The organism is Bifidobacterium saguinibicoloris (assembly GCF_019331725.1).
In the GTDB taxonomy this organism is placed as follows: domain Bacteria; phylum Actinomycetota; class Actinomycetes; order Actinomycetales; family Bifidobacteriaceae; genus Bifidobacterium; species Bifidobacterium saguinibicoloris.
Map to the genome: position 1 here is coordinate 195,475 of NZ_JAHBBF010000001.1, position 19,991 is coordinate 215,465.

Sequence of the window (19,991 nt, forward strand, 5' to 3'; positions counted from 1 at the left end):
ACGTGACTAGGGGTTAATGTTAGGGCATGCCGTACCTGTATTGTCTGCCCGGTCTCATTTGCGGTCTGGCCCTCGCCGCGGAGGATGTGCGCCGTCGGCGCGTGCCTCGGACGTGGGTGGCGGCGGGATGCCTTGTCCAATTGGCCGCGGACGTGGTGTGGGCGGTGATGGCGAACGACTTCTTCGTGGTGTTGCAGGCGATGCTGTTCGCCGTGCTGTGCGCCGGCGTGCAGCTGCTGCTCGCGTTGGCGAAGCCCGGGGCCGTGGGGTTGGGCGATGTGACGGCGATGCTGCCGCTGGGTCTCGCCGTGGGCGCGTACGGCCTGTTCCATGTGGTGACGTGGTGGGTGTGCCTGGGGCTGCTGGGGTTCCTGTTCGTCGCGCTGTGGACGCGGTTCGATCCGCAGCGTCATGGCGCGTACGCCGGCAAGGTGCCGTTCGTGCCCGTGATCGTGGTCTCCGCGGTCGTCGCCGTGCTGGTGTGACGGGCCCTCGTTCCATCCGCTGCGCCTTCATCTGCGCGTGACTCCGTATGAATACGCGGATCCCCGCGTCCGTCGTCCGACGTCGCGGGGATCCGTTTGCTGTCATGCGCGGCGTGCCGCGGTCAGTTCGCGTTCTTGTTGTTGTTCTTGTACTCCTGCACGAACTGGTTGAATTCGGTCTCGTTGTCGGTGAACTTGGTCTCGCCGGTCTCGAGGTTCGTGGTGACGAAGTACAGCCAGTTCCCGTCCTCGGGCGCGAGGGCCGCCTTGATGGCGTTGTCTCCCGGGTTGGAGATCGGTGTGGGCGGCAGCCCCTTGTTGATGCGCGTGTTGTACGGGTTGGACGCGTCGTCGAGCATGGCCTGGGTGATCTTGGCGGGTTCCACGTCATTGCCGTAGGCGACGGTGGAGTCCATGCCGAGGGTCATGTTCTTGTCCAGTCGGTTGAGGATGACGCGGGTCACCTTGCCGTAGTATTCCTTCGAGTTCACCTCGGCCTCCGCGATGGATGCGATGTTGAGGATCCGTTCGCGGTCGGAGCCGGTGGGCACGCCGAGCGAGTCGAGCTTGGCGATGCGCTTGTCGACCATCATCTTGAGGATGTCCGAGGCGCTCTTCTTGGATTTCACATCGTACTGGCCGGGTTCCAGCCATCCCTCGAACTTGCCGTTCGCCTCGGCGGGCAGGATGCCGGATCCGCCGCCGTCGACGACCGACTGGAATTCGCTTTCGTCGATGCCGGACAGCTGCGCGGCCTCCTTGATGACGGCGGAGACGCGTTCACCGGACTTGACGTCGAGGAAGCCGGTGGCCTTCGTCTGGTCGGAGAGGATGGCGATCACGTCGGCCGCGGCCATGTGGCGCTTGAGCTCGTAGGTGCCGGGGTACAGCGTGGACGAGTTCGCCATGGCGACGGCGGTGAACGCGGCCTGCGATTTCACCACGTCCGCCTTGACCAGCTTCTTGGCGATGGCCACGGCGTCGTCCCCCTGGTCCACGGTGAACCACACCGTGCCGGTGCCGGGGCCCGGGTAGTCCTGGGAGATGGCCTGCTGGTTGTCGTTGTAGGCGCGCCATGCGGCGAGGCGACGGTAGCCGAAGAAGCAGCCGGTGGCCACGAGCGCGACGATCACCAGCGTCGAGATGATGATGACGAGGCGCTTGCGCTTGCCCTTCTTGCGGCGCTTGCGCATCTCCTTGCGAGATTTCGGGGGGCGTGGCGGTTCGGCCGTGGGGGCCGCGGCGGAGTTGCCGGCCACCCACTGGGTGTTCTCCTCGAAGTAGTCGTTGAAGCTTTCGGACATCACTTCTCTCCTGTCACGCTTTGCGATCCAACGCGGATTGCAGTATCACCACGGCGGACTGCTGGTCGACCATGGGACGGTGTCTCCTGCTGGAGATGTTCGCTTCGCTCAACTGGTGATGCGCGCTGACCGTGGTGAGGCGCTCATCGACCAATTCTACGACGGGCGCGGATTGCAGAACGGTTTCGCCGTCCTCTATCAGACGGTTGATGCGGGTGGTGAGGTTCGCGGCCCAACGCCGCGCCTTCTTCGCGCTTTTGCCTTCATCGCCGTTGAGCAGCAACGGCAGGCCGACGACGACGTGGTCCACGTGCTCGTCCTCGATCACGTAGATCACGTCGTCCAATGCGCGGAACGAATCCCCATATGCGGGGATGTTGCCGATCGGATGTGCGAAGGTGAGCTCCGGGTCGGACAATGCGAGTCCGACCCGTGCGTCACCCAGATCAATGCCAAGCCAGGTCAAACGGCTCAGCCCTTCAGCGCCTCGCGTTCGAGAGCGGAGACCGCCTCGTCGAGCTTGGACGCGTCGGCGCCGCCGCCCTGGGCGAAGTCCGGCTTGCCGCCGCCACCGCCGCCGAGGATCTTGGAGGCGCCGCGCACGAGGTCGCCGGCCTTGATACCGAGCTTGCGCGCGGCCTCGTTGGTGGCCACGGCCACCATGGGCTTGTCCTCGGCGCTGACGCCGGCCAGCGCCACGACCACCGGGGATTCCTCGCCGAGGCGGGAGCGCACGTCGAGCACGGTCTTGCGCAGTGCGTCGAAGGAGCCGAAGTGGCCCACATTCTTCGCGGCGACCTTGACGGCCGCGTTCGAGGCCTGCGCGTTCCTGACGAGCTCGGGCACGGCCGCGGCCAGCTGGCTCTCGTACATGGCGGCCAGGCGACGGTCGGATTCCTTGAGCTTGGCGAGCAGCGCGTTGACGCGTTCGGCCAGCTCGTCCGGGCGGGCGTTGAGCTTGTCGCTCAGCTGGGAGACGAGGGCGTGTTCGCGCGCGTTGAACTCGTAGGCGCCGGCGCCCACCACGGCGTCGACTCGACGCACGCCGGAGCCAATGGAGGATTCGGACATGATGTTGATGGCGCCGATCTTGCCGACGTGGTCCACGTGGGTGCCGCCGCACAGCTCGCGGCTCCAGCCGTCCTCGCCTATGGACACGACGCGCACGATGTCGCCGTACTTCTCGCCGAACAGGTGCATGGCGCCCAGGGCGATGGCGTCGTCGAACTTCATCTCCTTGGTGGTGACAACGAGGTTGTCGCGCAGACGGTCGTTGACGCGCTCCTCGACGGCGCTCATGACCTGCTTGGTCGGTGCCTTGGACCACTGGAAGTCGAAGCGCAGACGGTTCGGGGCGTCCTCGGAGCCGCGCTGGGTGGCCTGCGGGCCGAGCTCCTCGCGCAGCGCCTTGTGCACCATGTGCGTGGCGGTGTGGGAGCGGGCGATGGCGCCGCGGCGGGCCAGGTCGATGCTGGCGTTGACCTGCGTGCCGACGACCAGCGTGCCTTCGGTCAGACGGCACTGGTGGACGATGAGGTCCTTGATGGGCTTCTGCACGTCGTCGACCTCGAGCACGGCGCCGTCGTCGGACAGGATCTCGCCCTGATCGGCGAGCTGGCCGCCGGCCTCCGCGTAGAACGGGGTGCGGTCGAGCACGACCTCGACGGTGGCCGGACCGGTGACGGCGGGCACGGAGCCCTTGCCTTCCTGCATGATGCCGAGCACGGTGGCGCGGGCGGACATGTCGGTGTAGCCGAGGAAGTCGATCGGCTTGGCGAGCGTCTTCTTGAAGTCGTCGTAGACGGACAGGTCCACGTTGTGGCGCTTCTTGAGCGCGTCGGCACGGGCGCGGCCCTTCTGCTCGGCCATGAGTTCGCGGAACTTGGCCTCGTCCACCTTGACGCCCTGGTCGGCGGCCATCTCGAGCGTGAGCTCGATCGGGAAGCCGTAGGTGTCGTGCAGCTTGAACGCGTCGTCGCCGGAGACGACGGCCTCGGCGCCGGACTCGGAGTCCTTCTTCGCCTTCTTCACGGCGACGTCGAGGATCTCGATGCCGGAGGTGAGGGTGCGGCGGAAGGCATCCTCCTCGCCGTACGCGGATTCGCTGACCTCGTGGAAGGTCTTGTCGAGTTCCGGGTAGCTGGGCTCCATGGCGGCCTTGGAGGTCGGGAACAGGGTGGGCAGCACGGCGTCCTCGACGCCGAGCACGCGCATCGCCTCGATGGTGCGGCGCAGCAGGCGGCGCAGCACGTAGCCGCGGCCGTTGTTGGACGGGCGCACGCCGTCGGACATGATCATGAGCGCGGAGCGCACGTGGTCGGCCACGACGCGGAACTTGACGTCCATCGCCTCGTCCTCGCCGTACTTGCGGCCGGACAGACGCTCGGCGGCCTCGATGACGGGGAAGACCTCGTCGGTCTCGTAAATGTTGTTCTTGCCCTGCAGCAGGTAGGCGAGGCGCTCCAAGCCCGCGCCGGTATCGATGTTCTTGTTCTCCAGCTCGCCCACGATGTGCAGGTCGGTCTTGGACTTGACGTTGTCGACCTCGTAGTTCTCGAACACGAGGTCCCAGATCTCGATGTAGCGGTTCTCGTCGGCGATCGGGCCGCCCTCCTTGCCGAAGGCGGGGCCGCGGTCCACGTAGATCTCGGAGCAGGGGCCACCGGGGCCGGGGCCGCCGGTGGTCCAGAAGTTGTCCTCCATGCCCATCTTCTGGATGTGCTCGGGGTCGACGCCTTCGTTGACCCACATGGAGCGGGCCTCCTCGTCGTCGGTGAACGTGGTCATCCACAGCTTCTCGGGGTCGAAACCGTAGCCGCCCTTGTCCTGCGGGGAGGTGAGCAGCTCCCACGCGTAGTGGATCGCCTCCTCCTTGAAGTAGTCGCCGAAGGAGAAGTTGCCGATCATCTGGAAGAACGTGCCGTGACGGGTGGTCTTGCCGACCTCGTCGATGTCGAGCGTACGCACGCACTTCTGGTTGGAGGCCATGCGCTTGTGGGGCGGGGTCTGCTCACCCATGAGGTACGGGATGAACGGGACCATGCCGGCGATGGTGAACAGCGTGGTGGGGTTCGGGGAGATCAGCGAGGCCGAGGGGACCACCATGTGGTCGTGGGCCGCGAAATAGTCGAGGTAGCGCTTCGCGATTTCTGAAGTGCGCATGGGTGGATGGTGCTCCTTGTTGTTGGTTGGGCGTGAGGGCATGAGCGCACCCTCACGGACCGTATTGGTTTGATGCGATACGTGTGTGCGTGTTGTCTGCGGCGTCTGGCCGGCCGGCTGTATCAGCCGCGGTCGTCGATGTATTGCCTGGTGAGTTCAGCCTCGCGGGCTCGGCGCGTGGCGTTGAACTCGTTGACCAGCCCTTCGAGCGTCTTCATGCCGACATGGTCCTGGTCGGGACCGAGGAGGAACTGGCGCGCCGCGTCCGGGGTGTTCGCCTTGACGTAGGCCTGGGCCTTGGTGACGGCGATGACGCCGAGCCCGAAGCCGAGTCCCACCCAGAAGAGTCGTTTGAACATCACTCCCCCTTGCCTTCCGAACCCTGGACGGCGGTCTTCTTGGAGAGGAAGGACTGGGCGGTGGACTTGACCGCGTACATGGCGGACGCCACCTTGATGACGGGCTTGCCGAGGAAGGACCCGTACAGGTCGGTGAGCGCGCCCACGTTGTTCGCCGTGGTGGACGCGGCGGCGGAGATCTTGTTCACGTCCTCGAGGGACTTGTTGACCTGCTTGACCGTGGTGACGCTCTCGTCAAGCGCGGGGATGGCGTGGTCGCCACTGTCCTTGACGGTCTGTGCGATCTGGTCGAACATCTTGCCAAGGCGGATCAGCGGATAGATCATGAACCCGGCGAGCACGGCGAACGCAATCGCCGCCACCAGGCCGGCGATCTCTCCTACTCCCATTGTGCCTCCCTGTTGTGAAGAATTACTCGCACAAGAGTATCACTTGCCGTACGACACGATGGTGAGGGCTTCGGAGAACGGCTTGGCGGTGTCGAAATCGATGTCGGTGACGGAGCCGTTGGCGGGCCGTGCGCTCAGGTCGAGGTCGTCGCCGCCGAAGCGGTGTCCGAGGCTGAGCAGCGTGTTGCCATGGGAGATCTGCAGCACGTCGTCCCCGTCCTTGAGCGCGGGGTTGGCGGCGATGAGCGCAAACGCCCCTTCGACGCGCGTCCAGTATTCGGCGTCCGATTCGGCGTCGTGGAACGGATCGGCCTCCTTGAGGAAGTCGCGCGTGGCGGCGAGACCGTATTTCTCGACGATCGCGTTGTAGCTTCCGGCGCCATGGGGACCGCCCGCGGCGGTCCATGCGAGGGACATGTCCTGTCCTTCGAAATAGCCATAGCACTGTTCGCGGAAATGCATGTCGGAGACGAGTTCGGGACGCCGGTGTCCCGCGGCCTCATTGATGTCGAGGATCCTGGCGGCGGTGATCTGCGCGCGCGAGGTGTCCGAGCAGTAGGCGGCGGCGAACTCGTAGCCTTCGAGCTTGCGGCCGGCCTTGTCCGCGTCGGCGAGGCCGGAGTCGGTGAGCGGCGCGTTGCACCATCCCTGGAGCCTGTTGTACTTGTTGAACGTGGTCTGCCCATGACGGACCAGATGCAGGTGAAGAATCATGGTTCCACTCTACATCCCCACGTCACGTCCCGGAACGCGCGAACCCCGCGCCCAAGCGGGACGCGGGGTTCGAACGGTATGTCCTTGACTGTATATGGATACAGAAGTGGGCCCGGATCAGCGGGCGTAGAATTCGACCACGTACTGGATGTTGACCTGCACCGGGACCTCCTCAGCCTCCGGCTTGCGGGTCAGGGTGGCCTTGAGGGAGGCCAGGTTCACGTCGAGGTAGCCGGGAACCGCGGGCAGCACGTCACGGTGCACGCCTTCGGCGGCGATCTGGAACGGGACCATGGTCTGGCTCTTCGGCTTGACCTGGATGGTCTGGCCGGGCTTGACGCGGTAGGACGGGCGGTTCACGATGTTGCCGTCCACGAGGATGTGGCGGTGGGTCACGAACTGACGGGCCTGGGCGGTGGTGCGGGCGATGCCGGCGCGCAGCACGAGGTTGTCGAGGCGGACCTCGAGATCCTGCAGCATGGCGTTACCGGTCTGGCCGGCGGTACGGGTGGCCTTCTCGTAGGCGGCGCGGAGCTGCTTCTCGGACACGCCGTACTGGGCGCGCAGACGCTGCTTCTCGCGCAGACGCACCGCGTAATCGGACTCGGTGCGGCGACGGGTGCGGCCGTGCTCACCCGGGGCGTACGGGCGCTTCTCGAAGATGCGCTGGGCCTTCGGGGTCAGGGCGATGCCGAGGGCGCGGGACAGGCGCACCTGACGGCGGGAACGCTGAACGTTCGTCATTGTTGTTCCTTTATCTTTCTGTCGTTATCTGAACGGAACGCGGACTTGTGGCAAGCCGCGCTGAGTCGGGCCTCTCCAACGCTTCGTCGTGATCGCTCACGAGCGGCCGGAACCGTTTGTGCTCCCGGCTGCCGACCCGTTGACGGGCTAAGACTCCAGACGGCGTCGCCTTGCGGCAGACACCAATCGTCTAATATACACCCGGGGTCTGGACCGTCCCCGCGGACAGCGCGTCGGCGTCATGCGGGCAGGGCCTCGGACAGTCGGCCGGCGTCCATGCGGTGGATGCGGTCGACCGCCTTCAACGCGTCGGGGTCGTGGGTGACCATGAGGATGGCCGTGCCGTGGTCCGCGGATTCGCGCAGCAGTCCCATGACGATGCCGGTGCTCTCCTGGTCGAGGTCGCCGGTGGGTTCGTCGGCGATGAGCAGCCGCGGCCCGTTCATCAGGGCGCGCGCGATGGACACGCGGCGCGCCTCCCCTCCGGACAGTTCGCGCGGACGGCATCCGGCGAGGTCCTCGACGCCGAGGCGACGCAGCAGGCCGAGCGCGCGGCCGACGACGGCGTCCTCGTCGTCACGTCCCCCGCTCCGGCCCGTCGCCCCGTCCGGGAACATCGTGGCGGGGAGGACGACGTTGTCGAGCACCGTAAGGTTGGGCAGCAGCGTCTGGCCCTGCGTGACGAATCCGAGCGTCCGGTTGCGCAGGACGGACAGTTCGCGGTCGCGCAGCTTCGAGACGTCGCGTCCGTCGATTGCGGCGAAGCCGGACGTGGGCCGCACGAGTCCGGCGATCATGTTGATGAGCGTGCTTTTGCCGTTGCCGGACCTGCCGACGATGGCGACGAACTCCCCCTCGTCGACGACGAGCGAGACGTGGGATACGGCGTCGAACGGCTCGCCGCGCCGCGTGAAGCATTTGGTGAGGTCCTCGACGTGCAGGAGGTGGGGAACCGGAACCGTCATCTCACTCCCCTTCCCTCAAGGTCAGGTACGCCTCGGGCCGTGCGAGCCGGCGCATCGACACCAGGGAGGCGCCCGTGCCGGCGAGCGTCGCGAAGGCGAGCGTCGCCGCGGCCACCGCGGCGATGGCGATCGGCCCGGCCTGCAGATACGGCAGTTCCAGCCGTTGGCTGATCAGCGCGCTGAACGGGAACAGGGCGAGCGACGCCGCCGCGACGCCGATCGCGCCTCCGACGATGCCGATGATCGCCGATTCCCGTGCGATGACGCCGTAGAGCATGCCCCGGGTCGCGCCCATGATGCGTAGGGACGCGAACTCGCGCTTGCGTTCGTTGGCGGATGCGGCGAAGACGGCCAGGAGGACGATGACGCCCATCGCCCACAGGGCGGCGACGAAGACGGCGACGTAGCCGACGAGCGTGCCGAGGGCGGACTTGGCCGCCGCGGTCACGCCGCCGGGGTACACGTATCCGAGACGTTCGAAGTCCGCGTCCAGTCCTTTGATCGATGCGGCGACCTGCTGCGGCTCATAGCCGTCCTTCACTTTGATCATCACGGCGGAGACGGCCTTGCCGGCGTATTCGGCGGGCATGGCGCGCCTGGAGGCGGCGGCCGAGGCCTCCACCATGTCGGGCACGGTGTCCTGGTTGATGAACACGGAGTTGTCGAGGCTGGTGCCGGTGTTGGCCAGCTGGGCGACGACCGGCCATTTGCGGCCGTAGAGTTCGATGGTGCCGTCGGTGGAGACGTTGACGTTCGCGCCGGCGACCATCTGCCCGTCCTCCAGCTCGCCGTCGAATTGGGAGGCGACCCACGGTTCGATGACGAAGTCGGTGGCCGGGTCATAGCCGATGATCTGAAGCTTTTCGGCGCAGCATGCGGCGGCGAGCGAGGCGATGTAGGTCTGTTCGCTTGCCTGTTCGATGCCGTCGGCCCGTTCGACGGCGCGCGCGACGTCCTTGGTGAGGTAGAAGGTGCTGGGGCTGCCGTCGGTGAGCAGCGCCTCGGCCTTGGATTCGGTGTTCTGCGGCACGACCATGAGGTCGGCGCCCAGGCGCCGTTCCATGCTGCGCATGCCGTTGCCGAGGTTGATGCCGAGCATCGACCCGCCGAAGAACGCCGCGGCGAGCACGGTGACGACGACGAGCAGGGCCGCGGTGCGCAGCGGCCGACGTTTCAGATTCTCCAGGGGCAGGCTCCCCGGGGTGATGATGATGGATGCCATGGGCGTGCGGCCTGTTCCGGTCAGCGGCGCGCGGTTCCGGCCCGGGAGTCGAGCCGGATGGCGATGGCCGCGAAGACTACGGCCAGCACGCCGAGCACGATGAGCGTGGGCAGCATGACCATGCGGCAGTGCATCATCGCGCCCTTGCAGATGCCGACGAGCACGGTGGGCACGGCGAACAGCAGCACGGCGTCGACGATCACCGCGATGTTGAGGCCGACGCGGACCTTGGGTTCGACGAACAGCGCGATGACGCCGAGCGCAAGGATGGCCACGCCGATGCCGGTGGCGGCCTGCTGCGAGTAGTGGCATGCGCCGGGCGCGCCGTGGCCCTGGCATGCGTGCGCGAAGGTCTGCGGCGCGACGGCGATCAGGGCTCCGAGCACGATGGATGGCAGGGACGCGAACAGCTTGTTCTTCATGGGTTTCTCTGTCTCTCTACTACATGGGTTGCGTGGCCGATGGGCCGTCGCGAGAACGTCACGCATTATGAGCAGATGCGACGAGGAAAAACAAGTCTTGACTTCCTTGGGTTTTCTGCTACGGGGGGTCAGAGCTTCTCGATGGCCGAGCCGTCAAACGAACGGCCCGGTGGGGCGTTCGTAGGCAAGGTGAGCGGCGGCAGCCGCGAAGGGCGCCTATCGAGAAGCCGTCAGAGCTTCTCGATAGGCGCCACGCGGAGCATGAGACGCTTGACGCCGTCGGATCCGAAGTCGACGGTGATGACCGAGTTGCGGCCCTTGTCCTGCACGTCGACGACCTTGCCGAGGCCGTAGCGGTCGTGGGTGATGCGGTCGCCGACGGCGAAGTCCGCGATGTTCAGCCCGTTGTCCTGCGCGAGCGAGGATGCGGGCGCGGCCTTGGCGTTCGTCTTCGGCGCGACGCGTCGAGTCGTGACCTTGCCGGAGCGGGAGCCGGAACGCGACGATCCGGAACCGTACGAGGAGGAGCCGTATGACGACGAACCGTACGAGGAGCCGGAACCGTATCGTCCGCCTCCGCGGGAGGAACGGCCCGAACCGGAGTCGTACGACGACCGCGAACCCGATCCGTAGGACGAGCCGGAACCGTAGGAGGAACGGCGCGAACCGGACCCATAGGACGAGGAACCATACGACGAGGAACCATACGAACCGTACGACGAGCCGGACCCGCCGAACGTGGCGCCGGAGGAGGGGAAGTCGTCGTCCCAGCCGCCGAACTCGTCGTCGCCGTCCCACGAGGAGCGCATCCGCTCCACGCCGGCCTCGCGGCGTTTCCATTCGATGAGGTTCTCGGGGATCTCGTCGAGGAACTGGCTGGGCATCATGTCCGCGGCCTGTCCCCATTGGGCGCGCACGGCGGCGCGCGTGACGTACAGGCGCCGCTTGGCGCGCGTGATGCCCACGTAGGCGAGGCGGCGCTCCTCCTGCAGCTCGCTCGTGTCCTCCATGGAACGCGAATGCGGGAACGTGCCCTGTTCCATGCCGGTGAGGAACACCACCGGATATTCGAGGCCCTTCGCGGTGTGGAGGGTCATGAGCGTGACCTTGCCGGAGTCCTCGTTCTCGCCGGGCAGCTGGTCGGAATCGGCCACGAGGGCCGTGGTCTCGAGGAATCCGGCGAGCGTGGCGTCCGGCGTCTTCTGCTCGAATTCGGCGGCGGTGGACTGCAGCTGGGAGAGGTTCTCCACGCGGGACTCGTCCTGCGGGTCGGTGGATTTGCGCAGCTCGGCGAGCAAGCCGGACTTGTCAAGCACCTCGGCCACGATCTCGCTCGGCTTCGTGACGTTCGCGCGGGCGAACGAGGAGAGGCCGGCCATGAGGTCGCGGAACGCGTGCAGCTGGTTCAACGTGCGGGTGGGGATGCCTTCGATCTCATCCATGCGCATGAGGCCGGAGAAGAAGCTGGCGCCGTGGGCGCGCGCGTACTCGAGGATGATGCCTTCGGCGCGTGCGCCGAGCCCGCGTTTGGGCACGTTGAGGATGCGGCGCAGGTTCACGTCGTCATCCGGGTTGACGATGGCCTGCAGGTAGGCCAGCGCGTCCTTGATCTCGCGACGCTCGTAGAACTTGGTGCCGCCGACTAGCTGGTACGGGAGCCCTGCGTTGATGAGCGCCTCCTCGAGGGAGCGGGACTGCGCGTTTGCGCGGTACATGACGGCCATGTCCGAGTAGGCGGTGCCGTCCTCGGCGTGGAGGCGGGCGATCTCGCCGGCCACCCACTGCGCCTCCTGCTGCGCGTTGTCCGCCGCGTAGCCGACGATCGGCTCACCTTTGCCGAGCGCGGTCCACAGCTTCTTGGGCTTGCGGCCCTCATTGTGGGAAATCACCGCGTTGGCCGCGTCGAGGATGGTCTGCGTGGACCGGTAGTTCTGTTCGAGCATGATGGTCCTCGCATTGGGGAAGTCCTGCTCGAAGTCCTGGATGTTGCGGATGTCGGCGCCGCGGAACGCGTAGATGGACTGGTCGGAATCGCCCACCACGGTGATCCATGCGGGGCCCTCGCGCCCGGCGGTGGGGCCTTGCCCCCGCTCCCCCGAGTCCACGCCGGCAAGTTCGCGCACGAGCACGTACTGCGCGTGGTTGGTGTCCTGGTACTCGTCGACGAGGATGTAGCGGAACTTGTGGTGGTAGTAGGCGGCCACGTCCGGGTGGTCGCGCAGCAGCTCTACGGTGCGTACGATGAGGTCGTCGAAGTCGACGGCGTTGGCGAGGGCGAGCCGATGCTCGTATTCGGCGTAGACGACGGCGTACAGCGCCTCGACGTCGCCGACGGTGCCGATCTTGTAGCCGCGCTGCCCGGGTTTGAAGTCCGGCGCGTAAGTGGCGAGCTGGGTCTTCCAGCCGATGAGCTGGTTCTTGTAGTCGGAGATGCGGCCGAGGATGGAGCGCGGCGTGTACCGCTTCACGTCGATGTTGAATTCGGTGGCGATGATCTTGACAAGCCGTTCGGAATCGGCGGAGTCGTAGATGGAGAAGCCGTTCTTGAGGCCGATCTCCTTGCCATCGCGGCGCAGGATCCTCACGCAGGCGGAGTGGAAGGTGGACACCCACATGCGCTGGGCCACCGGGCCTATGAGCGTTTCGAGACGTTCGCGCATCTCGGCGGCTGCCTTGTTGGTGAAGGTGATGGCGAGAATCTGGCTGGGCCATGCGCCGAACTGGCTGAGGATCCATGCGATGCGCCGGGTGAGCACGCGCGTCTTGCCCGAGCCGGCGCCCGCGCCGATGAGCAGCGCTTGGCCGCGGTACTGCACCGCCTGGGACTGCTGCGGGTTGAGGTCGCCGACGAGTTCGTCGGCTCCCCTCACGATGACGTCCGGATCCTGCTGCATGCCGCTCCCCTTTCGTGTCCGTGCCATGTCCATGCCGTGGTTTTCGGCCATCCATGTCTACCACATGCCGTCGTCGGGCGGGCGATATGCTCCGGTTTCGATGCGTCCCGGCGCGTCGGCGTCTGTCGCGCCCTGCGAAGGCTTTCGGCATGGTCACCGATACGGCGTAGACTGGCTGTTCATCCATCCGTTACCCGTAATTCGTCAAAGGGGTTGTATGAAGGAACTCGAGGAGCGCATCCGCAAGGAGGGCACCGTCAAGCCCGGCAACGTGCTGAAGGTGGACGCCTTCCTGAACCACCAGTGCGATGTGACGCTGTTCGATCATATGGGCGCGGCCTGGGCGGAGCATTTCGCCGGCAAGACCATCACGAAGATCCTCACCATCGAGGCGTCCGGCATCGGCATCGCCTGCGTCGCGGCGCAACATTTCGGCGGCGTGCCGGTGGTGTTCGCGAAGAAGGCGCAGTCCATCAACCTGGACGGCGACCAGTACACCACCACCGTCTACTCCTTCACCAAGCAGAAGGAGTTCCCGGTGATCGTCGCGAAGAAGTACCTCAACGCCGGCGACCATGTGCTGCTCATCGACGACTTCCTCGCCAACGGCAAGGCGCTGCGCGGTCTCATCGCCCTGTGCGAGGCGGCCGGAGCGGTCGTCGAGGGCATCGGCATCGCGGTGGAGAAGGGCTTCCAGGGCGGCGGTGACGCGCTGCGCGCCGAAGGCTACGACGTCGACTCGCTCGCCGTCGTCGAATCGATGGACGCCGAGACCGGCGACATCGAGTTCCGCGCCTGACCATCCGGTTTTCCGCGTGACTTCACGCATGGCTCCCTTCCGCAAGGGAGCCGTTTTCATGAGATAGAGAGATAACGAAACCCAAGAGAGGAATCATGGAGAAGAACACGAAATCCTCCGGCATCTCGATGGAGGCGCTGACCTCCCTCGACGCACCGGTCTCCTTCTGGAAGGGCATCCCCTTCGGCCTGCAGCACGTCATGGCGATGTTCGTGGCGAACCTCGCCCCGATCTTCATCGTCGCCTCCGCGGCGAAGATGAGCGCTGAACAGTCCGCCGCCGTCATCCAGGCCGGCCTGCTGGTGGCGGGCCTCGGCACCTGCCTGCAGCTGTACGGCGCGTGGCGCATCGGCTCGAAGCTGCCGATGGTCACGGGCATCTCGTTCACGTACGTGGCGGCTGCCGTGGCGATCTGCGCGGACAAGGGCTACGGCGCGGTCGTCGGCGCCGTGCTGGTGGGCGGTCTGCTGGAGCTGGTGCTTGGTCTGACGGCGAAGTACTGGCGCCGGTTCGTCCCGCCGATCGTCTCCGCCATCGTGGTCACGTCGATCGGCTTCTCGCTGCTCAACGTGGGCGCTACCTCGTTCGGCGGCGGTTCGGGCGCGAAGGACTTCGGCTCCTGGCAGAACCTCACGCTGGGTCTCATCTCGCTGGTGGCGTGCCTCGCGTTCCAGCTGCTCATGAAGGGCACCGCCAAGCAGCTGTCCGTGCTGTTCGGCCTGGTGGTCGGCTATGTGGCGGCCATCTGCATGGGCAAGGTCGATTTCTCCGGCTTCCAGAATCTCGCCATCGTGTCCGTGCCGCAGTTCATGCCGTTCAAGCCGGTGTTCGACTGGGGTGCGATCATCTCCCTCGGCCTGCTGTACGTCGTCTCCTCCGTGGAGGTGCTCGGCGACACCGCGGCCCTCACCAAGGTGGGTCTGAACAGGCTCCCCACGGAGAAGGAGACCGCGGGCGCCATCGCCGGCGACGGCCTCATCTCCTCCGTGTCCGGCCTGTTCGGCTGCCTGCCGCTCACCTCGTTCGCGCAGAACATCGGCCTGGTGGCGATGACGAAGGTCGTCAACCGCAAGGTCATCCTCTCCGGCGGCCTCATCCTCGTGGTGGCGAGCTTCGTGCCGGCCATCGCCGAGGTGTTCAACTCGCTGCCGCAGGCGGTGCTCGGCGGCTGCACGATCATGATGTTCGGCAACATCATCCTCTCCGGCTTCCAGATGATCGCCGAGGCGGGCTTCACGCAGCGCAACATCACCATCGCCGCGCTCTCGCTCACCATCGGCATCGGCTTCACGCAGGTGAGCGACATCTTCGACCAGTTCCCGGCCCTGTTCCAGCAGATCTTCGCCTCGAACTGCATCGCCGTCGCGTTCGTCGTGGCCGTGATCCTCAACGCCGTCCTGCCGAGCGAGGAGCACTTCCTCTCCGCTCCGAAGGAGACGCAGGAGGACTGACCCGCAACACGGTCCACCACGAGATGGGGCTCGGCGGCTTCGGCCGCTGAGCCCCATCTCGTATAATCGAATCCCACGGATACGGAAGAAGGCATGCCATGCGACGTGACACGCAACACGACGGACAGGACGCGGCGGCCGATCTGACGCGAATCAGCAGATTCATAAGTCTGATTCTGCGTCACAAGCCGGAGGCCATCGGCATCACGCTGGACCGGCACGGCTGGGCCGACGTGGACGCGCTGATCGCCGGCATCGGCAGGGAACACCCAGCGTTCGACCGGGCCATGCTGGAGGAGATCGTACGCACCGACGACAAGCAACGGTATTCCTTCAACGAGGACGGGACGAAGATCCGGGCGAACCAGGGCCATTCCATCCCGGTGGACGTGGAACTGCCTGAAACCGAGCCACCCCAAACGCTGTATCACGGCACCGCCCAACGGTTCACCGCCTCCATCGACGCGAACGGGCTGTTGCCCGAAAGCCGTCTATACGTCCATCTCTCCCCTGATGTGCAGACGGCGAGGAAGGTGGGCAGCCGGCACGGAAAGCCTGCGGTCTATCTGGTCGACGCTGCGCGGATGCGCCGTGACGGCCACGTCTTCTACCGTTCCGTCAACGGCGTATGGCTGACCAAGACGGTTCCCGTGTCGTATCTTCGTCGTCTGGAGTAAGCCGGGCGGAGAACAACGTCAGCGCTCAGCCATCCGCGATTCCCGGCCGTATCTGGCTCACGCCCGGTCTTCGTGCCGTCAAGGATGAGCCCGACCAACCGGTCGCGTTCCGGCCCCGGCATCATGAACTCGGCCTTCGGCAAGTCCGCAACAATCATGAAGTCCATACTAACGAGCGCAGGCCCCGCGGATGTCACTCACGCAAAACATACTGAGAAGTCGGAATTAGGGACGCCTCGCACGCAATGTCGCCACTCGTGATTGGCCGCGTATCCAGTCGGCGGCCTTCGGGTCGATGGCGCGGGCAATCCAGTCTAGATTGACGCACTGCTCATCCAGATAGTGTTGTTCGTCGGCAAGGCTGTCAAGCACGATGTGCTCCTGATGCGACAGACGGTTACGCAGGTCGCGCATCGTCTTGACATGGCTCTCGAACATGGCACGCTTGCGAGACGGATAGTTCGGCATGCCGCCGTTCGCCGGGTCGCGAAGCGCCCTCCACACGGTCTGCTCCAGTCTGGACGAGAGCAGAAAGCACCACGATCCGAGTGACATGTCGGCAATCACACGCCCCGGCGTGACCGGTTTGCCAGAGTACCGTATCTGACGTTCGATTTCGTCAATCGAGTTCTCAAACCGTCTCGCTTTCGACGAGTTGAACCGGAATCGCGCGTCGTCCCGGTACCAGTCATCGTGTCCGCAGGCCTTGGCGAGGCGAACGGACATGAAGTTGCGCAGCAGCACCTCCACGTGTGCGATGTCTTCGAGCAGAGCTTTGGAGACGCGCCCGTTCCATACGTACAAGCCAACCACGTCGCATCCGGTGGCCTGTGCGGAACGCACATAGGTGTCCATGCGTTCGACGGAGAACCATCGTTGCAAATCGGCGAGCGTAACCGGTTGACTTTCGGGACTCATGCTGGCTATACTACTGGCGAATGCCCCGGAACGTCACTCATGCGAAATATCATGAAACCCCGGGGATTTTTTGTGATTATAGGCTTGATGGTCATTCGACGCGGGTGTGGAAGTTGATTATTTGGAGGCTGGGGGTGCGGCGGAAATCTGGCACTGTGTCGTGCCCATGATTCGAGCCATCCGGCCGCGATTATCGGTTGAACTTGGACGTGTCCGTTTCCGGCCCGGGTGTTTCCGTTTCCGTCACCGCGAAGTGCTCCAGCACCACGAGGATGTCGTCGTCCAACGGGAACGTCGGATCGGAGAATCCGGCACGGTATTCGTCGGAGTTCCAGAACGCTTCGTGCGTGCGCCGCCATTGCGCCGCGGTCGCATCGCCTTCGCCTTCGTCAATCGCCTGCCGGTCAGTGACGTCGGCCAGCCGCACGACGCTGACGTCGGTGGTGGTCAGCACCGCCACGCCGTGGTCCTCGGAATCCACCAGCACGGACCGGTTCCCGATCTTCGGCAATGCTTCGTTGCATTCGACATAGTCGATAAGCAATGTCGCGGTGGCGGTCTTCGTGCCGTCGAGGATGAGTCCGACCAACCGGTCGCGTTCCGGTCCCGGCATCATGAACTCGGCCTTCGGCAGGTCCGTAATAATCATGAAGCCCATACTAACGAGCGCAAGGATGTGCCTGGTTGTTGTTCCGTCTCATAGCAGAGGCGGAACAACAACCAGGCACATCAGAGCAACGTCAAAGCATCACACCGCAAATATCTGGGACGCTGGGGCTTTCCGCACCTATAATCGAAGCAAGCACAGGGTCCGACCATCCACGATGGTCTCCGAAGGAGAACAGCTCATGCCCACGCTCCCTAATGTCCGGAAACCAGACGACGACACTGCATACCTCGGTACCGAGAATGGCTTCACCGTGTTCAAGCATGGATCGACCCGTATCCGGTTCAAGGCACCCTATTCGCTGGAACGGTACACCGCGATCAAGCAGTGGGACGGAAACGGCTACCTCGTCGTGGATGCGAAATACAGGCACAACACCGCGCCCGAAGAGGAATACATCGACTTGGCCCCGATACTCAAGGATCTGTACATCGACGCCGACCGGTTCCTGAAGCCAATCAAGAAAGTGGAGATATCCCATGCCTGACATCGCAGCAATCGCCAACGCCGCGAAGATGATCGTCAACGGGTATGCGTTCACCAACACCAATGACGGACACATCCGGGTGCTGAATCTCAACGACCCCGATTCGGCCGTGGTACTCGACCGTTCGGGCGATGTTCTGGAAACCAGCATGGACGACATGGAGGCCGGCATCGTGCAGGACTACTACCGGAACAACAGGGAGTTTCTGGAGGATGACCATGCCTAAGTACTTCCAGTTCATGGTCGCCGGATACTTCCTGTACTTCACGTCGTTCTGCGTCATCGAGTGCATGCACGTCCACGCCAGCGACACCAAGCTCACCGAATCAGGATCCGCGAAATTCTTCGTCAAGGCCAACGGCGACACCACGCCCGAACGACAGGGCAGACTCACCACGAAGGAAGTCGCCACCATCCGGAAATTCATCAAGAAGAACTACCGGGAGATGTACCTCAAGTGGAAGGAATACAGCACCGAAGACTTCTACGGGGGAATCTGAGGTGGTGCCCACGTTTTGGATGCCGGATCAATCGATGAATCACACCAATCTGAGATACATGCCGTCACTGCCGGGGATTGGCTTGAACCCGAAATGCTCATAGAACGATCGGGTACTGTCGTCATAGGGGTCGACGATTACGGCACGCGAGCCGAGTTGCCGGCTTATGGCGCGAGCCCGCATGATGGCATCCTGCAGCAGTTTCCAGCCAAGTCCATCCCCTTGGAAGCGCTTGTCGACGCCGAGCATGCCGATGAGGATCGCGGGGATCCGATCGGGCGTATTGCGGCGCAGCCAACCGCCCAATACGCTGTCCCTGTTCACCGAATAGGCGCTGAGGGTGTAGAAGCCGGCAATTTCCCCTTCGGCGGTGGTCGATATATAGGGCACCGCGGTACCGTGTTTTACGGCGCTCAAGGCTCGCCCGTGAGCCCAATCGTCGATAAGCGCAACGCCGCAGGAGAAATCCTGCATATCGTCGTTTTCCTCCAAACGTCGCGGCTTCAGGAAGGAACGCGTCAAGCCCATTGCGGGTCCCTCGCCATCAATTCCTTGGCCGCGTCAGGTACGGGAGCCTCCAACGCAGCCAGGAAAGCGTCGAATGAGGCATCGTCCAGTCGCAAGGTCGTTTCCTCGTCGATATCGCGGCGTGCGGCTTCGATGAGGTGACGCGCCGTCCATTGGGTGATTGTCGAGCCAGTCAACGCAGCGGCCCGCTCGATAAGCGCCCGCTGCTCTTCGGTGAGACGGATATCCAAACGTGATGATTTCTGTGTGATTGTCGCCATGCCCCAATTGTACGTCAAAAATACGTACATGATGTGGCGACGAGTAGCCCACGACGCGACGCCGCGACCGGTCACCGTCCGACGTCCAGCCTAGGTTAGAACATATGTTCGATACCATTATTCGAATATTTGTTCGACTGTAGTGCAGGGATTCGAGGTGCATCATGTTCTGGAGGATCATCACCCATGTCTGCGGGCATCAGGAACGCATCAGCGCCGACGGCCCCTATGTGGTGGTCGAGCAGCGCATCCGCAAGGCCGAACAGTCCATGTGCGACTCCTGCGCCGGGCACGTCAATCGTTGGGACAACGAGCTCAAGGGCTTCTGCGATCTGTGGGGCGTTCGCCGAACTCCGCAAACAGGTGCTGCGTCGCGACGACGCCGCATGGTGGATCGAACACAAGGACGACGCCATCGCCATGCTGGCGCAGAACATCGAACTCTAGGAAGAGGAAATCACGGACGGGCGGCGGGTGAGACCGGAATCAATCATTCCCCCACCCGACCCGATTGGCCCGCACTGTCCGGCACCGACCATTTCAAACGCTGTGACTTCAAACTGAGCGACCGCACCTGCATGCTGCGCAACGCGGAATTAGGTCCGCGAAAACAGCACATGATGCGTGCCGGGCACGAGCGCTGTGACGGAGAACTGCGCAATCTGCGCATTCCGGGACGGGACGAGTCAATCTTCGACTAAGAACCAGAACATCCAGATGAAAAACACAGTGGCACCAAGCCGCAATAACCCCGGTGCTCTCCCGGAATAACACCCGGTGCTCAAGCCTCCACAAGCCTCCGAACAATCATCCAGTTAGAACTCTGCCTTAGGGAATCCCAGCAATCATGTCCTACAACAATACAGTTGATGACTGAGTAACCCCTTGCTGGTTTGAAGGGTTGATTCGTTGATTTCTGCAAGCTTCGTCAGTTGTGTTTTCGTTGCAATGACGCCGTTTTGGTGATATTTACGAGATTCGCTGTTTGCCATTGATTTCGCCGTTCTCCGCGGTCATTGTGTCCCGGTTGTGTCCACAACGGCA

The 19,991-nt window shown here is 64.2% G+C and carries 23 protein-coding genes; 8 read left to right on the plus strand and 15 right to left on the minus strand.

All coding sequences use genetic code 11. The features are described from left to right. The first annotated feature begins 26 nt into the window (after window positions 1–26). The gene (locus KIH78_RS01035; protein WP_219130864.1) at window positions 27–485 is read left to right on the plus strand and encodes a prepilin peptidase; all 459 of its coding nucleotides are present in this window, start codon (window positions 27–29) and stop codon (window positions 483–485) included. Between the two features lie 122 nt (window positions 486–607). Here KIH78_RS01035 and mltG read toward each other — a convergent pair whose 3' ends face one another. The 11 genes from mltG to KIH78_RS01090 form a co-directional block, all read right to left on the minus strand. Further along, a complete protein-coding gene (gene mltG / locus KIH78_RS01040) occupies window positions 608–1,789 on the minus strand; it encodes an endolytic transglycosylase MltG (RefSeq protein WP_214313508.1) in 1,182 nt (393 codons plus the stop codon). Between the two features lie 13 nt (window positions 1,790–1,802). Continuing rightward, window positions 1,803–2,255, minus strand: coding sequence for a Holliday junction resolvase RuvX (gene ruvX, locus KIH78_RS01045; RefSeq protein ID WP_214313510.1), 453 nt, complete (start codon window positions 2,253–2,255; stop codon window positions 1,803–1,805). A gap of 5 nt (window positions 2,256–2,260) precedes the next feature. Beyond that, window positions 2,261–4,951, minus strand: a complete 2,691-nt coding sequence (gene alaS / locus KIH78_RS01050) for an alanine--tRNA ligase (protein ID WP_219130865.1) — start codon at window positions 4,949–4,951, stop codon at window positions 2,261–2,263. A gap of 122 nt (window positions 4,952–5,073) precedes the next feature. Next, the gene (locus KIH78_RS01055; RefSeq protein ID WP_219130866.1) at window positions 5,074–5,310 is read right to left on the minus strand and encodes a hypothetical protein; all 237 of its coding nucleotides are present in this window, start codon (window positions 5,308–5,310) and stop codon (window positions 5,074–5,076) included. After that, a complete protein-coding gene (locus KIH78_RS01060; RefSeq protein ID WP_219130867.1) occupies window positions 5,310–5,699 on the minus strand; it encodes a DUF948 domain-containing protein in 390 nt (129 codons plus the stop codon). The genes KIH78_RS01055 and KIH78_RS01060 overlap by 1 nt, the downstream gene beginning before the upstream one ends. A 39-nt stretch (window positions 5,700–5,738) precedes the next feature. Then, on the minus strand, window positions 5,739–6,413 hold the full coding sequence (locus KIH78_RS01065; RefSeq protein ID WP_219130868.1) for a histidine phosphatase family protein: 675 nt from the start codon (window positions 6,411–6,413) through the stop codon (window positions 5,739–5,741). Between the two features lie 117 nt (window positions 6,414–6,530). Next, window positions 6,531–7,157, minus strand: coding sequence for a 30S ribosomal protein S4 (rpsD, locus tag KIH78_RS01070; protein ID WP_034528049.1), 627 nt, complete (start codon window positions 7,155–7,157; stop codon window positions 6,531–6,533). 239 nt (window positions 7,158–7,396) lie between these two features. After that, window positions 7,397–8,122, minus strand: coding sequence for an ABC transporter ATP-binding protein (locus KIH78_RS01075; protein ID WP_219130869.1), 726 nt, complete (start codon window positions 8,120–8,122; stop codon window positions 7,397–7,399). Between the two features lies 1 nt (window position 8,123). After that, window positions 8,124–9,344, minus strand: coding sequence for an FtsX-like permease family protein (locus KIH78_RS01080; RefSeq protein WP_219130870.1), 1,221 nt, complete (start codon window positions 9,342–9,344; stop codon window positions 8,124–8,126). Window positions 9,345–9,364: 20 nt separating this feature from the next. Beyond that, complete coding sequence (locus KIH78_RS01085) at window positions 9,365–9,766, minus strand: DUF4418 family protein (protein ID WP_219130871.1); 402 nt, start codon at window positions 9,764–9,766, stop codon at window positions 9,365–9,367. A 230-nt stretch (window positions 9,767–9,996) separates the two neighbouring features. After that, window positions 9,997–12,660: an ATP-dependent helicase gene (locus tag KIH78_RS01090; protein WP_214313531.1), complete on the minus strand. Its 2,664-nt coding sequence runs from the start codon at window positions 12,658–12,660 to the stop codon at window positions 9,997–9,999. Window positions 12,661–12,877: 217 nt separating this feature from the next. Here KIH78_RS01090 and KIH78_RS01095 point away from each other — a divergent pair, with 217 nt between their 5' ends. The 3 genes from KIH78_RS01095 to KIH78_RS01105 all read left to right on the plus strand — a co-directional run bounded on the left by KIH78_RS01095 (window position 12,878) and on the right by KIH78_RS01105 (window position 15,587). Continuing rightward, window positions 12,878–13,459: a xanthine phosphoribosyltransferase gene (locus KIH78_RS01095; protein ID WP_214313533.1), complete on the plus strand. Its 582-nt coding sequence runs from the start codon at window positions 12,878–12,880 to the stop codon at window positions 13,457–13,459. A 92-nt stretch (window positions 13,460–13,551) separates the two neighbouring features. Continuing rightward, the gene (locus tag KIH78_RS01100; protein ID WP_214313577.1) at window positions 13,552–14,910 is read left to right on the plus strand and encodes a nucleobase:cation symporter-2 family protein; all 1,359 of its coding nucleotides are present in this window, start codon (window positions 13,552–13,554) and stop codon (window positions 14,908–14,910) included. Between the two features lie 98 nt (window positions 14,911–15,008). Further along, window positions 15,009–15,587 (plus strand): RNA 2'-phosphotransferase, encoded by a 579-nt coding sequence (locus tag KIH78_RS01105; protein WP_219130872.1) that lies wholly within the window; start codon window positions 15,009–15,011, stop codon window positions 15,585–15,587. 225 nt (window positions 15,588–15,812) lie between these two features. Here the strand turns inward: KIH78_RS01105 and KIH78_RS01110 are convergent, their stop codons facing one another. Continuing rightward, complete coding sequence (locus KIH78_RS01110) at window positions 15,813–16,505, minus strand: Abi family protein (protein ID WP_219130873.1); 693 nt, start codon at window positions 16,503–16,505, stop codon at window positions 15,813–15,815. A 190-nt stretch (window positions 16,506–16,695) separates the two neighbouring features. Continuing rightward, window positions 16,696–17,154 (minus strand): ASCH domain-containing protein, encoded by a 459-nt coding sequence (locus KIH78_RS01115; RefSeq protein WP_236034319.1) that lies wholly within the window; start codon window positions 17,152–17,154, stop codon window positions 16,696–16,698. Window positions 17,155–17,353: 199 nt separating this feature from the next. Here KIH78_RS01115 and KIH78_RS01120 point away from each other — a divergent pair, with 199 nt between their 5' ends. The 3 genes from KIH78_RS01120 to KIH78_RS01130 are packed head-to-tail and all read left to right on the plus strand — an operon-like array spanning window position 17,354 to window position 18,159. Then, window positions 17,354–17,659: a DUF7724 family protein gene (locus KIH78_RS01120; protein WP_219130875.1), complete on the plus strand. Its 306-nt coding sequence runs from the start codon at window positions 17,354–17,356 to the stop codon at window positions 17,657–17,659. After that, window positions 17,652–17,885 (plus strand): DUF7723 family protein, encoded by a 234-nt coding sequence (locus KIH78_RS01125; RefSeq protein ID WP_219130876.1) that lies wholly within the window; start codon window positions 17,652–17,654, stop codon window positions 17,883–17,885. Before KIH78_RS01120 ends, KIH78_RS01125 begins: the two co-directional genes overlap by 8 nt. Next, window positions 17,872–18,159 carry a DUF4160 domain-containing protein gene (locus tag KIH78_RS01130; RefSeq protein ID WP_219130877.1) on the plus strand — a complete coding sequence of 96 codons (288 nt, stop codon included), beginning with the start codon at window positions 17,872–17,874 and terminating at the stop codon, window positions 18,157–18,159. Before KIH78_RS01125 ends, KIH78_RS01130 begins: the two co-directional genes overlap by 14 nt. Window positions 18,160–18,198: 39 nt before the next feature. On the opposite strand, the gene KIH78_RS01135 is transcribed toward KIH78_RS01130, so the two are convergent. Together KIH78_RS01135 and KIH78_RS01140 are read right to left on the minus strand one after the other, a co-directional pair. Next, the gene (locus KIH78_RS01135; RefSeq protein WP_236034320.1) at window positions 18,199–18,687 is read right to left on the minus strand and encodes a GNAT family N-acetyltransferase; all 489 of its coding nucleotides are present in this window, start codon (window positions 18,685–18,687) and stop codon (window positions 18,199–18,201) included. Next, entirely contained in the window at window positions 18,678–18,947 is a 270-nt protein-coding gene (locus KIH78_RS01140) for a type II toxin-antitoxin system TacA family antitoxin (protein ID WP_219130878.1), read from the minus strand. The genes KIH78_RS01135 and KIH78_RS01140 overlap by 10 nt, the downstream gene beginning before the upstream one ends. A 164-nt stretch (window positions 18,948–19,111) precedes the next feature. Here KIH78_RS01140 and KIH78_RS01145 point away from each other — a divergent pair, with 164 nt between their 5' ends. Further along, complete coding sequence (locus KIH78_RS01145; RefSeq protein WP_219130879.1) at window positions 19,112–19,648, plus strand: hypothetical protein; 537 nt, start codon at window positions 19,112–19,114, stop codon at window positions 19,646–19,648. The last annotated feature ends 343 nt before the right edge of the window (window positions 19,649–19,991 follow it).